The organism is Nesterenkonia sp. CL21, from assembly GCF_031705515.1.
GTDB classification, from domain to species: domain Bacteria; phylum Actinomycetota; class Actinomycetes; order Actinomycetales; family Micrococcaceae; genus Nesterenkonia; species Nesterenkonia aethiopica.
Window position 1 is genome coordinate 199,455 of sequence record NZ_JAUTWR010000001.1, and the last position, 14,044, is coordinate 213,498.

11 protein-coding genes are annotated in these 14,044 nt (G+C 68.7%); 9 read left to right on the forward strand and 2 right to left on the reverse strand.

All coding sequences use genetic code 11. The annotated features are described in order from the left end of the window. Window positions 1-18 precede the first annotated feature (18 nt). The 8 genes from Q7C18_RS00840 (at window position 19) to Q7C18_RS00875 (ending at window position 10,126) form a co-directional block, all read left to right on the forward strand. Entirely contained in the window at window positions 19-1,551 is a 1,533-nt protein-coding gene (locus tag Q7C18_RS00840; protein WP_311023619.1) for an ABC transporter permease, read from the forward strand. Further along, window positions 1,548-2,747 (forward strand): ABC transporter permease, encoded by a 1,200-nt coding sequence (locus Q7C18_RS00845; protein WP_311023620.1) that lies wholly within the window; start codon window positions 1,548-1,550, stop codon window positions 2,745-2,747. Before Q7C18_RS00840 ends, Q7C18_RS00845 begins: the two co-directional genes overlap by 4 nt. After that, complete coding sequence (locus Q7C18_RS00850) at window positions 2,744-4,414, forward strand: ABC transporter ATP-binding protein (RefSeq protein ID WP_311023622.1); 1,671 nt, start codon at window positions 2,744-2,746, stop codon at window positions 4,412-4,414. Before Q7C18_RS00845 ends, Q7C18_RS00850 begins: the two co-directional genes overlap by 4 nt. Before the next feature lie 221 nt (window positions 4,415-4,635). After that, complete coding sequence (gene typA, locus Q7C18_RS00855) at window positions 4,636-6,582, forward strand: translational GTPase TypA (RefSeq protein WP_311023623.1); 1,947 nt, start codon at window positions 4,636-4,638, stop codon at window positions 6,580-6,582. Then, window positions 6,579-7,133, forward strand: coding sequence for a hypothetical protein (locus tag Q7C18_RS00860; RefSeq protein ID WP_311023625.1), 555 nt, complete (start codon window positions 6,579-6,581; stop codon window positions 7,131-7,133). Before typA ends, Q7C18_RS00860 begins: the two co-directional genes overlap by 4 nt. A 165-nt stretch (window positions 7,134-7,298) precedes the next feature. Beyond that, window positions 7,299-7,619: a ferredoxin gene (fdxA, locus tag Q7C18_RS00865; RefSeq protein WP_070159298.1), complete on the forward strand. Its 321-nt coding sequence runs from the start codon at window positions 7,299-7,301 to the stop codon at window positions 7,617-7,619. Between the two features lie 9 nt (window positions 7,620-7,628). Then, complete coding sequence (gene dapC, locus Q7C18_RS00870; protein ID WP_311023627.1) at window positions 7,629-8,726, forward strand: succinyldiaminopimelate transaminase; 1,098 nt, start codon at window positions 7,629-7,631, stop codon at window positions 8,724-8,726. 116 nt (window positions 8,727-8,842) lie between these two features. Next, on the forward strand, window positions 8,843-10,126 hold the full coding sequence (locus Q7C18_RS00875; protein ID WP_070159300.1) for a citrate synthase: 1,284 nt from the start codon (window positions 8,843-8,845) through the stop codon (window positions 10,124-10,126). A 242-nt stretch (window positions 10,127-10,368) separates the two neighbouring features. Here Q7C18_RS00875 and Q7C18_RS00880 read toward each other — a convergent pair whose 3' ends face one another. Then, the gene (locus Q7C18_RS00880) at window positions 10,369-11,472 is read right to left on the reverse strand and encodes a hypothetical protein (RefSeq protein WP_311023629.1); all 1,104 of its coding nucleotides are present in this window, start codon (window positions 11,470-11,472) and stop codon (window positions 10,369-10,371) included. A 112-nt stretch (window positions 11,473-11,584) separates the two neighbouring features. Further along, window positions 11,585-12,556, reverse strand: coding sequence for a 2,3,4,5-tetrahydropyridine-2,6-dicarboxylate N-succinyltransferase (gene dapD / locus Q7C18_RS00885; RefSeq protein ID WP_070159333.1), 972 nt, complete (start codon window positions 12,554-12,556; stop codon window positions 11,585-11,587). A 132-nt stretch (window positions 12,557-12,688) separates the two neighbouring features. Here dapD and dapE point away from each other — a divergent pair, with 132 nt between their 5' ends. Further along, window positions 12,689-13,870, forward strand: a complete 1,182-nt coding sequence (gene dapE / locus Q7C18_RS00890) for a succinyl-diaminopimelate desuccinylase (protein WP_311024417.1) — start codon at window positions 12,689-12,691, stop codon at window positions 13,868-13,870. Window positions 13,871-14,044: the final 174 nt, after the last annotated feature.

Here is a 14,044-nt window from a genome sequence, read left to right on the forward strand (position 1 = left end):
GGAAGGCGAACCTCAGCTGTGCTGACATACATCCTCAAACGCCTCGGCAGCACGATCATCGTGCTGTTCGGGGCCTCCGTCCTGGTCTTCTTCATGGTCGTCCACTCGGGCGACCCTCTGTCCGACCTCCGCGAGAGCAACGATCCTGACGCCGCGCACCAGATGGAGCAGCGGACCCAGGCCATGAATCTGGATCAGCCCTGGTACATCCGCTACTGGTGGTGGTTCCGCGGCGTGGCCGGCTGCGTGACCCTGAGTTGCGACTTCGGCACCAATCGGGACGGCCAGCATCTCAACAGCATCCTGGCCAATGCCGCTCAGGATTCTCTGCGCCTGGTGTTCATCGCCACGATCGCCTCGATCGTGCTGGGCATCCTCATCGGGATCATCTCCGCGATCCGCCAGTACTCCCTGTTCGACTACACGGTCTCGTTCATCGTGTTCGTGTTCTTCTCCCTGCCGATCTTCTGGGCCGCGGTGCTCGGGAAGGAGTGGCTGGCCATCCGCTACAACAACTGGATGGCTGACGGCAGCTACAGCTGGGGGCAGATGCTCGGGATATCCGTGGTCCTGGCCATCGCCCTGCCCCTGATCATCGGAGGGGAGCCTCTCCGCCGGGTCATCACCGCCGGCATGACGTTCGTGGCGAGCGTCGGGGCCCTCTGGTACTTCGACGCCTCGAACTTCGCCCATGAGCCGCGCCTCGGCGCGGTCGGCATCATCGTGCTGAGCCTCGGCCTCGCCGTCGGGCTCACGGCGCTGCTCGCCGGGCTCGGGAACCGCAGGGTGCTCTATACGGCACTGACCGTGTCGGGCCTGGGGATCGTGTCCTACTACGCCACCTGGGAGCTGCTCGCGGAACCCGCCGGCGGGTGGTTCCTGCTGCTGGGGCTGTTCCTGCTGACCATCGCCATCTGCCTGGTGCTGGCCCGCACCATGGGCGGCTACGCCAAGGGGCAGGCGACCGCCGTCGCGGTGATCACCGGGATGCTGACCTCCGGGCTGATCCTGCTGGACCACTTCATGTACCACTGGCCCAGCCTGCTGAGCCTGAAGTCCCGACCGGTGAGCACCATCGGCTCGCACACCCGGCGGTTCACCGAGGACGACGTGACCTTCTGGCAGGTCTCTCTGGACCAGCTGACCCAGCTGTGGATCCCCACGATGCTGCTGATGATCGTCTCGCTGGCGACCTACACCCGCTACACCCGCGCCTCGATGCTGGAGGTGGCACGCCAGGACTACATCCGCACCGCCCGGGCCAAGGGAGCCAACGAGCGCACCGTGGTCTTCAAGCACGCCTTCCGCAACGCGCTGATCCCGCTGGCGACCATCGTGGCCTTCGACTTCGCCGGACTGATCGGAGGCACCGTCATCGTGGAGTCGATCTTCAACTGGAACGGCATGGGCGGAGTCTTCATCACCGGGCTGCGCAACGTGGACCCTGCGCCCGTCATGGGCTTCGTGATGATCACCGGCTTCGTAGCCGTGATCTTCAACTTCATCGCGGACATCATGTACGCCGTCCTGGACCCGAGGATTCGAGTATGAGCGACACGATCAACAGACCCCCCGACGACCTGGACCAGTCGGCTCAGCCGGGTCAGGACCTCCCGGCCGACGGCCTGGACCAGCAGATGGTCGACCTCACCGAGGTCGAGGACTCCAAGCTGGAGCAGAAGGGCCAGTCCCTCTCCCAGGCGCAGCTGGTGCGCCGTCGCTTCTTCGCCCACAAGCCGGCCGTGATCTCGCTGATCGTGCTGGTGTTCTGCACAGTGATCGCGTTCAGCTCCCTCGGGTTCCTGGGGATTCCCGGCTGGTGGGACAAGGGCTACCGGGAGACCGGACCCATCCTCGACGGCGGAGTGCCCACCATGTTCCGGGACGGCGCCATCCTCGGCGAACACCCCTTCGGTCAGGACAACCTGGGACGCGACTATTTCGCCCTGACCATGCAGGGGATGAAGCAGTCGCTGACCATCGCCTTCATGGTCGGCGTCGTCTCCACGGGCATCGGAGTGCTCGTCGGCGCGATGGCCGGATACTTCCGCGGGTGGATCGAGACGATCCTGATGCGCCTGACCGACCTCGTGATCGTGGTGCCGCTGCTGGTCTTCGCGGCGATCGCCGGGCAGATGGTCCAGGGCAACATCGTGCTGCTGGGCTTCGCCCTGGGCTGCTTCACGTGGACCGGGCTCGCCAGGCTCGTCCGGGCAGAGGTGCTCTCCCTGCGGGAGAAGGAGTACGTCTCCGCCGCCGTGGCGATGGGGTCCTCCCCGTCGCGGATCATCCTGAAGCACATGCTGCCCAACAGTGTGGGCGTGATCATCGTCAACGCGACGTTCTCGATCGCCGCAGCGGTGCTGCTGGAGTCCTCGCTGTCCTACCTCGGCCTGGGCGTCCAGGCTCCGGAGACCTCCCTGGGTCTGCTCATCACCACCTATGAGAACGCCTCGGGGACGCGGCCCTGGCTGTTCTGGTTCCCGGGCATCTTCATCATCATCATCGCCCTGACCGTGAACTTCATCGGGGACGGGCTGCGGGACGCCTACGACCCGCGCCAGCAGCGTGTGGGGGACCGGCGCCCGAGCCTGCTGACCGCCCTGGGCCTGCGCGGGTTCTCCCAGCGCCACAAGGCGCGGATCGGCGGAGCCGGGGAGGCCCCGGGAGGCCCGGGAAGTTCCACGACCGCCCCCTCGGTCACCGATCCCACCGCGGCGACGCGGCGGAGCAGGAGGAAGAAGTGACTCAGCCCATCCTGAGCTATCAGGACATCAAGGTCCGCTTCGCCACGGAGTTCGGGGAGATCGACGCCGTCAAAGGCGTCAGCTTCGACCTGCACCCCGGTGAGGTCGTCGCCGTGGTCGGAGAGTCGGGGTCCGGGAAGTCGGTGACCTCCTCGACCGCCATGGGCCTGCTGGCGGACAATGCCGCCGTCGAGGGCACCGTGCTGCTCGACGGCAAGGACGTCACGGCGATGTCGGCGTCTCAGCTGCGGAAGCTGCGCGGCAATGACATCTCCATGGTCTTCCAGGAGCCGATGACTGCCCTCAATCCGGTGCTCAAGGTCTCCACCCAGATGGTGGAGGTGCTGGAGATCCATGGGAAGGCCTACGGCACGGACGCGCTGCGGCGGTCAATCGAGCTGCTGGAACAGGTCGGCATCCCTGACCCGGAGAAACGGATCCACGAATATCCGCATCAGTTCTCCGGAGGCCAGCGGCAGCGCATCGTCATCGCGATGGCCATTGCCTGCGGGCCGAAAGTCATCATCGCCGACGAGCCGACCACGGCACTCGACGTGACCGTCCAGGCGGAGATCCTGGACCTGCTGCGTCGGCTGAAGGACGAGCTGAACACCGGCATCGTGCTCATCACCCACAACATGGGAGTGGTGGCGGACATGGCCGATCGTGTCGTGGTGATGTTCCACGGCGAAGTGGTGGAGCACGGAACCGCCGAGGAGATCCTCACTCGACCGCAGCACCCGTATACGCAGCGGCTGCTCGACGCCATGCCGCACCTCGGTGAGCACGCCGTGGAGGTCCGCGAGCAGGAGATCCCCGCAGCGATCGAGCCGGAGTTCGCGCTGCAGGGCAAGGACCTCGCTCTGGCCTACAGGTTCCGGGGGAAGTCCATCCGCGTGGTGGAAGGGGTGAACTTCGGGGTCCAGCCGGGCGAGATCCTCGGACTGGTCGGCGAGTCGGGGTCGGGCAAGTCCACCGTCGCCAAGGCGGTGCTGGGACTGCTGGAGGTCGAGGAGGGGGAGCTGCTGGTTCGCGGTCAGGACCTTCCCCGGCTCCCGCGGAAGCAGCGCAAGGCGCTGCGGCGCGAGATCGGCGTCGTCTTCCAGGACCCTGCGGCGTCCCTGGACCCCCGATTCCCGATCGGCGACATCATCACCGAACCGATGGTGATCCATAAGGTGGGCACAGCCCAGGAGCGCATCCGGCGCGCTGAGGAGCTCCTGGAGGCGGTCAAGCTGCCGACCAGCGTGATCAACCGGTATCCGCACGAGCTCTCGGGAGGCCAGCGGCAGCGCATCAGCATCGCCCGAGCACTCTCCCTGAGCCCGTCGATCCTGATCGCCGACGAGCCCACCTCCGCCCTGGACGTGTCCGTGCAGGCACGCGTGCTGGAGATGTTCGCCGAGCTGCAGGAGCAGTTCTCCTTCGCCTGCCTGTTCGTGACCCATGACCTCGCCGTGGTGGACCAGCTGGCCGACCAGATCCTGGTGATGCAGAACGGACGAGTCGTGGAACAGGGGACCAAGGACCAGATCCTGCGGGCGCCCCGGGAGGACTACACCCGGCGTCTGCTGGCCGCCGCGCCCGTCCCGAACCCCGTGACCCAGGCCGAACGTCGCGCGGCACGGCTCCGTCTGCTCGCCGACCAGGGGCGGCTGCCCGGCTGACCTGCGATCGCGTCGGTCCATGGACCGGCGGCCCGGTGGGACAGGGTGCGACCACCGGGCCGCCTCCCGGGGCGTGCGGCCCCGAGCCGATCGGAACGGTGATCGACGCCGCACCGGCGGTTTGCACCGGGGCAGTACACTGGATCGGGTGCCTGCGCCGCTCAGCGGCGGTGCGGGGCCCCATCCACACCTCTTTCTACTCCGGAAGGCGCTGCCCCGACATGACCACTGCTGCCGTACGCGCACAAGCAGGCACTGACGAGCGTCAGGACCTGCGCAACGTCGCGATCGTCGCCCACGTCGACCACGGCAAGACCACCCTGGTCGACGCCATGCTGCGTCAGACCAAGGCCGTCGGTGGCCATGGCGACCTCGAGGACCGAGTCATGGACTCCGGGGACCTCGAGAAGGAGAAGGGCATCACGATCCTGGCCAAGAACACCACCGTGTTCTACTCCGGTCCGGCCGCCGCTGAGCATGCCGGGACCGAGAAGGTCACCATCAACGTGATCGACACCCCCGGACACGCCGACTTCGGTGGCGAGGTCGAGCGCGGGCTGTCCATGGTCGACGGCGTCGTGCTGCTCGTCGACGCCTCCGAGGGGCCGTTGCCGCAGACGCGTTTCGTGCTGCGCAAGGCGCTCAACGCCCAGCTGCCCGTCATCCTGGTGGTCAACAAGACGGACCGCCCCGACGCCCGCATCGACGGCGTCGTCTCCGACACCATGGACCTGCTGCTCGGGCTGGCCTCCGACGTCGCCGAGGAGAACCCTGACCTGGACCTGGACTCCGTGCTGGACGTCCCCGTGGTCTACGCCTCCGGCAAGGCCGGCCGGGCCTCCACCGAGCAGCCCGCCGACGGCGGTCTGCCGGAGAACGAGGACCTCGAACCGCTGTTCTCCACCATCCTGGAGCACGTCCCGGCCCCGCGCTACGACGCCGACGAGGTCCTCCAGGCCCACGTGACCAACCTGGACGCCTCGCCGTTCCTGGGCCGCCTGGCGCTGCTGCGCATCTTCAACGGCACACTGCGGAAGAACCAGCAGGTCGCCTGGGCGCGCAAGGACGGTTCGGTCAAGACCGTCAAGATCACCGAGCTGCTGGCCACCAAGGGCCTGGAGCGGGTCTCCGCCGAGTCCGCGGGGCCCGGCGAGATCGTGGCAGTGGCCGGCATCGAGGACATCATGATCGGCGAGACCCTCACCGACCTGGAGTCCCCGAAGCCGCTGCCGAACATCATCGTGGACGACCCGGCGATCTCCATGACGGTGGGCATCAACACCTCCCCGATGGCCGGCCGCGTCAAGGGCGCGAAGGTCACCGCCCGTCAGGTCAAGGACCGACTGGACAAGGAGCTCATCGGCAACGTCTCCATCAAGGTGCTCCCCACGGAGCGTCCTGACACCTGGGAGGTCCAGGGCCGCGGCGAGCTCGCCCTGGCCATCCTGGTGGAGCAGATGCGCCGTGAGGGCTTCGAGCTGACCGTGGGCAAGCCGCAGGTGGTCACCCGTGAGATCGACGGAGTCCTCCACGAGCCGATGGAGAACATGACCATCGACGCCCCCGAAGAGCACATGGGTGCGATCACCCAGCTCATGGCCGCCCGCAAGGGCACCATGACCACCATGACGAACAACGGCACCGGCTGGATCCGCATGGAGTTCATGGTTCCCGCCCGCGGGCTCATCGGCTTCCGCACCAAGTTCCTCACCGAGACCCGCGGGGCCGGCATCGCCTCCTCCTACGCGGCCGGATACGAGCCGTGGAAGGGCGAGATCGAGTACCGGATCTCCGGCTCTCTGGTGGCGGACCGCGCCGGATCGGCCACTCCGTTCGCCATGATCAACCTTCAGGAGCGCGGCACCTTCTTCGTGGAGGCCCAGTCCGAGGTCTATGAGGGCCAGGTGGTGGGGGAGAACTCCCGCAACGAGGACATGGAGGTCAACATCACCAAGGAGAAGAAGCTGACCAACATGCGCGCCGCCAGCGCCGACAGCTTCGAGGGCCTGACCCCGCCGGTCAAGCTCACCTTGGAGGAGTCCCTCGAGTTCGCCAACGACGACGAGTGTGTGGAGGTCACCCCGGAGTCCATCCGGATCCGCAAGGTCACCCTCAACGCCTCGGACCGCCTGAAGGAATCCCGGAAGAAGAAGAGCGCGGCCCAGTGACGACCCCTCCCCATCAGCACGGAGCAGCGGACGGATCAGCCCACGGTGCGACCTCGGACCCGGCAGGTCCGGAGCGCATCGCGCGCAACCGCCCGCGGAACCGCCCCGTGCTGATGGGGATCTGCTTCTCCGCCGGAGCCGTCATCGGAGTGCTGGGCACTGCGGTGCACGGCAACCTGTGGATGCTGGGGGAGACCCACAGCGGGTTCGTGATCCCCTGGGGCGCGGCGGTGGCGCTGCTGCTGTGCCTGCTCGCCCAGCTCTGGGCCGGCCTGCGGGCCGACTCGCTGCTGGAGCCCACCCTCATGGGCATCACCACCTTCACCGTGGCCACCGTCGCCTATCTCTGGCCGGGTCCGGACCAGCTCATGGTGCCCTACAGCGCCGAGGCGATGGAGCTGCTGCCCGGGCCGACGATCGCCTCACTGATCTGGTGGTTGGGCAGTGCGGGCATCACGCTGGTGTCCATGGTGCTGGTGAAGTGGATCCTCGCCCGCGACGCCGCCGTCGCCCGCTCCCGCCCGACCCCGGGCGAGGGCTTCCTCATGTGACGCAGAGACCGGCGCCCGCTGGGACATCCGCAGCTCCGGATCGGTAGACTGGAGTCCACCGGCACGCCATGTGCCGCGTGCACCTGAGTACAGTCGCCGGTCGCCTCGCCCACCGACCGGCATTCCCGGGTCACCGTCCGGTGGCCAGGAGAGACAGAGGAGTCCATGACTTACATCATCGCCCTTCCCTGTGTGGACCTGAAGGACAAGGCCTGCATCGAGGAATGCCCGGTGGACTGCATCTATGAGGGCGAACGGTCGCTCTACATCCACCCCGACGAGTGCGTAGACTGCGGCGCCTGCGAACCCGTCTGCCCGGTGGAGGCCATCTACTACGAGGACGACGTCCCGGAGGAGTGGTCCGAGTACTACCGGGCCAATGTCGAGTTCTTCGACGACATCGGCTCTCCGGGCGGTGCGGCGAAGGTCGGCATGATCGCCAAGGACCACGAGGTCATCTCCGCACTGCCTCCGCAGGAGCACTGACTGCCGCCTATGCTCACGCTTCCTGACTACCCGTGGGACGCCATGGCTCCGTACCTGGAGCAGGCGGCCGCCCACCCCGACGGCGCGGTCAACCTCTCCATCGGGACCCCCGTGGATCCCACTCCCGCAGTGATCCGGGAGGCACTGGCCTCCGCCGCGGATGCACCGGGATACCCGACCACCCACGGACGGCGTGAGCTGCGCGAGGCGGTGGTCTCCTGGTTCGCTCGGCGCCGCGGCGTCGAGGGCCTGGACCCGGAGGCCGTGCTGCCCACGATCGGCTCCAAGGAGCTCGTCGCCTGGCTGCCGACCCTGCTGGGGCTGGGGGAGGGCGACGTCGTGCTGCGGCCGAAGGTCGCCTATCCCACCTACGACATCGGGGCCCAGATCGCCGGGGCCACCCCGCTGGCGGTCGAGGACCCGGCCCAGGTCGACGAGGAGACCCTGTCACGGGTGAAGCTGATCTGGCTGAACTCGCCGTCGAACCCGACCGGTGCGGTCACGGGCGTCGAGAGCATGGCCGCGGTGGTTCGGCTGGCTCGGCGCCTCGGCGCCGTCGTCGCCTCCGACGAGTGCTACGCCGAGCTGCCGTGGACGGTCGACGACGTCCCCTCCGTGCTCGACCCCCGGGTCAGCGCCGGCGATCACACGGGACTGCTGGCGGTCTACTCGGCCTCCAAGCAGTCGAACCTGGCCGGGTACCGTGCGGCGTTCGTCGCCGGCTGCCCGGAGCTGATCGCCGGACTGGTCAACACCCGCAAGCATGCGGGGATGATCATGCCGGCACCCGTGCAGGAGGCGCTGCGGGTGGCGCTGAGCGACGACGCGCACGTCGACGCCCAGCGGGAGGTCTACCGTCGGCGACGGGAGCGGCTGCTGCCCGCCCTGCAGGCCGCCGGTCTGCAGGTGCAGCACTCCGACGCCGGGCTCTACCTGTGGTGCACCGACGGCGCCTCCGACTCGTGGACGCTGGTGGAGCAGATGGCCGCGCGCGGCATCGTCGTCGGCCCTGGTGTGTTCTACGGGGAGCACGGGGACGGGTTCATCCGGGTGGCGCTGACCGCCTCCGATGAGCGGATCGCCGCCGCCTCCGCACGGCTGAGATGACCCCGCGCCGGGCCCGTCCCGGCGCCCGACGTGAAACGTGACACAACTGGCGACGCGACGTGACGACCAGGTAGGTTGTCAGAGTTGCGTACGAGTGTTTCTGATGAGGAGACCGCATGACTGAGCAGACAGCAGCCCGCCTGAGCTATCAGGACCAGGAGCTCGAGCTACCCGTCGAGAATGCCGTGGAAGGCAATGACGGGCTCGACATCGCTCCGCTGCTGAAGACCACCGGGGCGGTCACCTACGACCCCGGATTCATGAACACCGCGAACGCGAAGTCGGCGATCACCTACATCGATGGTGCCGAGGGGATCCTGCGCTACCGCGGCTACCCGATCGAGCAGCTCGCTCAGCACTCGAACTTCCTCGAGGTGAGCTACCTGCTCATCTACGGCGAGCTGCCCACCGCGGAGCAGCTGGACGCCTTCGACAACGTCACCCGCCGCCACACGCTGCTGCACGAGGAGCTCAAGGGTTTCTTCGGCGGCTTCCCGCGTGACGCCCACCCGATGCCGGTGCTGTCCTCGGCCGTCTCGGCCCTGTCGACCTTCTACCAGGACTCGCTCGACCCCTTCGACGACGAGCACGTCGAGCGCTCCACCTACCGACTGCTGGCGAAGGTCCCCACCATCGCCGCCTACGCGTACAAGAAGTCCATCGGCCAGCCGATGCTCTACCCGGACAACAACCTGGACCTGGTGGAGAACTTCCTGCGCGGCTGCTTCGGTGTGCCCGCCGAGCAGTACGAGCTGGACCCCGAGATCGTCAAGGCGCTGGACACCCTGCTGATCCTGCACGCCGACCACGAGCAGAACTGCTCCACCTCCACGGTCCGTCTGGTGGGCTCCTCGCAGGCGAACATGTTCGCCTCCATCTCCGCGGGGATCAACGCCCTGTTCGGCCCGGCCCACGGCGGCGCGAACGAAGCGGTGCTGAAGATGCTGCGCCAGATCCAGGCGGGCGACGTCAGCCCCGAGGCCTTCATGGAGAAGGTCAAGAACAAGGAGGACGGCGTCCGTCTGATGGGCTTCGGGCACCGCGTGTACAAGAACTACGACCCGCGTGCCCGGGTGGTGAAGGGCATCGCCGACTCCATGTTGGCCAAGCTCGGCGGCGACGACGAGCTCTTCGACATCGCCCAGCGGCTCGAGCAGAAGGCGCTGGAGGACGACTACTTCATCGAGCGCAAGCTCTACCCGAACGTCGACTTCTACACGGGCCTCATCTACAAGGCGATGGGCTTCCCGGAGAAGATGTTCACCGTGCTCTTCGCCCTCGGTCGCCTGCCCGGCTGGATCGCCCAGTGGCGCGAGATGATGAGGGACCCCTCCACCAAGATCGGGCGACCGCGTCAGCTCTACATCGGTGAGCCGGAGCGCAGCTACCCGGGCGCCTGACCCGAGGCCGAGGCGCCGTCAGTGCAGGACCCCGCAGCCGGAGCACGGCGGCGGGGTCTTCTGCTGTCGTGGGTCGCACGGGTATCGCGCGGGTGGCCGCGGTCTGGGTGGGGCCTGCGGCAGAGCCGCCGCAGGGAGCTGTACGAGGAGTCATCTTCCCGCAGATCGCACGCCAGGCGAAGCGCTTGAGTACCAGGAGTTGTCCGGGAAAGTGACGCCTCGATCTGCGTGGTGCGGGCCGCTCAGAAGCCGATGACGACGGCGTCGTCGGAGATCTCCTCCACCCGTGACCAGCGTCCGGAGTCGCGACTCCATTCAAAGGCCCCGGCGTGGACCGTCTGGGTGCCGTAGACGTCGGCGGTGGCCACGGCCCAGTGCGCCAGGGTCCACAGCTCCCGGGTCGTGTCGGCCTGCTCGTCGTCCTCATCGCCGCCGGGCATGCTCACCGTGACGACGGTCCCGGCCTCTGGACCGGCACCGTCCGCGTCATCACCGGCGGCGGCGCTGCGGTCGATCAGGATCGGCCCGAACTCCTCGAGCTCGTCCCGCGCGTCCTCATCGGCGCCCTCGTCCTCATCGGCGCCCTCGTCCTCGTCCTCGGACCCGAGAGCCTCCAGTGCCTCCTGGGCGTCGTCGGGCACTTCAAGGGCGGTGCCCAGGACCCCCGCCACCTCGTGGGCGAGGCCGTCAGGGTCCGGGTTGGGGGCGTCCTTGCGGGTGAGGCGGCAGGTCATGCCGATCGGCTGCGCACCGGTCAGCGGCGCCGCGAAGGCCCTGCCGCGCTCCGCGTGGCGTGAGTAGAAGCTGGGGTCCATGGGACGCTCCAGCACGTCGGCGGCTTCGGAGACGCTGAGCTCAGGCGTCCACGGGTCGTCCTCGTGGTCCCGAGCCGACTCCAGGGCGTCGTAGAAGCCCTCCACGGAGCTTGCGACCTCCACCGGGCCGTCATCGTCCGACCAGCTGGGTGACCCGCTGCGGAACAGCTCGCGGGCGTCGTATTCGTCGGTGGCCTCGAGGACCTGCAGGTCAGATTCCTGCAGGGAGATGGCCAAGGCGTCGGCGGCGGCCTCCCGCGGAAGTCCCCGGTCCACCGCCAGTGCCGCCACCAGTGCGGCATTCGCCGACTGGTGCGGGGTCAGCACGTGGAGCTCCCCGCCCACCTGCACCTCGCAGCGGGCGTCCAGCAGATACTCCTGCTCGTCGATGTGACGCCAGGTGGCCCAGACGACGCCCGCCAGGACCATCGCCAGCAGGACAAGCACCGCCAGGGCGCGGCGACGGCGCCGGCGGCGGACCATCTCGCGGGTCGCCACGATCGGGCGCTCCGCCCGGTGTCTGCTCATCATCTCTGCTTCACCATCAGGTGTTCGTCCGTCTCCGCCGCAGTGTCAGGAACCGCCCACCGTCGTGACGCCGGACGCCCAAGGGGCGGGCGGTCCGGCGTCACGACGTTGCGGCTCAGTTGGCGTGGAGGGCCGCGTTGAGCTCCACCTTCTGGCCCTTGCGCGGCACGGCCTCCAGGCGGCCGGACACGGAGTTGCGACGGAACAGCAGGTTCGGGACGCCGGAGAGGGCAGAGCCCTTGACGACCTCCACCACGTTGCCGTGGTCGTCGAGCACGGAGACCTTGGTGCCGGCGGTGACGTACAGGCCGGCCTCCACCACCGAGTCATCGCCGATGGAGATGCCGACGCCGGCATTGGCGCCGAGCAGCACCCGCTCACCCAGGGCCACACGCTCCGTGCCGCCGCCGGAGAGGGTGCCCATGATCGAGGCGCCGCCGCCGACGTCAGTGCCGTCGCCCACCACGACGCCTGCAGAGATGCGGCCCTCCACCATGGAGACCCCGAGAGTGCCGGCGTTGAAGTTCACGAAGCCCTCGTGCATGACCGTGGTGCCCTCAGCCAGATGTGCGCCGAGACGGACGCGGTCGGCGTCACCGATGCGCACGCCCACCGGCGTCACGTAGTCCACCAGGCGCGGGAACTTGTCGATGCTGTGCACGGTGACGTGACCGCGCGAGCGCAGCTTCAGACGGGTGGCCTCGAAGCCGTCCACCGCGCAGGGCCCGAAGTTGGTCCAGACCACGTTGGTCAGGTGGCCGAAGATGCCCTCCAGGTTGAGGGTGTTCGGCTGGGCGAGACGGTGCGAGAGCAGGTGCAGACGCAGCCACACGTCCGAGGTGCCGGCGGCCGGCGCGTCGAGGTCCGCCTCGACGGAGACCACCTCGGTGCGCACTCCTCGGTCGCTGTCCTCGCCGACGGCGGCCTCGAGGGAGGCCAGCAGCGCGGCGTCCTCGTTCTGGGCCAGCGGCGCCAGCACGGGGGCAGGGAACCAGGTGTCGAGCACGGTCCCGTCGGCGGTGACGGTGGCCAGGCCGTGGCCGGAGGCGATGCGGGAGGCGGATGCAGCAGTGTCGGTCGAAGTCATGCCGCCCATCTTACGGATTACAGTGGGGTCATGCCCGTCGATGAGACCTCCGCTGACAGAACCTCCGGCACCTCCTCCGCCACGTCCTCCGACTCTGCTCCCGGCGGTGCCTCCGCCCCCGCCGCTCCGCTGATGCTGGACCTCACCGCAGAGATCACCCAGCTGACCGAACAGGTGATCGCCTGCGAGTCGGTCTCCGGGAACGAGACCCGGTTGGCCGATGCGGTGGAGTCTGCCCTGCTGGGCCTGGGCGGCCTGCGGGTGCACCGGGACGGCGACACGGTGATCGCCCGCACCGACACCGGCGCGGACCAGCGGGTGGTGCTGGCCGGGCACCTGGACACGGTGCCGCTGCCCAGCGACCCGGAGACCCGTGGCACCCCGGGCTTCCGCGGGACGGTCCCGCCGCAGTGGGTCGCCGCAGACGGTGCGGACGCATCCGCCGATGACGGCGAGCGCCCCGACGGCGACGTCCTCTACGGTCGCGGAGCCACCGACATGAAGGGCGGGGTGGCCGTCCAGCTGGCGTTGGCCGCCGACGTCGCGGACCGGCTGCGGACGATGACGGCCGCACAGAGCTTGGCATGCGACGTCACCTGGGTCTTCTACGACCACGAGGAGGTCGAGGCCGCCAAATCCGGCCTGGGGCGGGTGCTGCGGAGCACTCCGGAGCTGCTGGAGGCTGACTTCGCGGTGCTCCTGGAGCCGACCCACGGTGCCGTGGAGGGCGGCTGCAATGGCACGTGCCGGCTGCGTGTCACCGTGCCGGGGGTCGCCGCGCACTCGGGCCGCGCGTGGAAGGGTCGCAACGCGATCCACGCCGCCGCGCCGGTGCTCGCCGCGTTGGAGGCGTATGAGCCGCGCACAGTCGACGTCGACGGCCTGGCGTATCGGGAGGGCCTCAACGCGGTCTCGATCACCGGCGGCATCGCCGGCAATGTCATCCCGGACGCCTGCACCGTGGAGATCAACTACCGCTTCGCCCCGGACAAGACCGAGGCGCAGGCCCACGACCACGTCCGTGAGGTGCTGCGCGCCGCCGGCGTGGACGAGGAGCTCATCGAGGTCACCGACTCCTCTCCCGGGGCCCGGCCGGGCCTGGAGCATCCCGCCGCGGAGGCCTTCCTGGCCGCCGTCGACGGGGAGCCCAAGCCGAAGTACGGATGGACGGACGTGGCCCGGTTCTCCGCGCTGGGCGTGCCGGCGGTGAACTTCGGCCCGGGCGACGCGCTGCTGGCCCACACCGACGACGAGCACGTCACGGCCGGAGATCTGCGGGCGTGCCTGGCGTCGATGCGCCGCTGGCTGCTCTGAGGACCCAGTCGCCGGCTGCTCTGGGGACCGGGATGTCTGGGGCGTGTCGGCCGGGCCGACAGCGCCGATCCGTCTGACCTGGCACGGTGACGATCCCGTCGGGGCCGATGTGGCGGAGGTAACGATTCCGTAACCAGGGCCTCCCATCCTCCTGCAGAGCGCTGTGTCCGCATA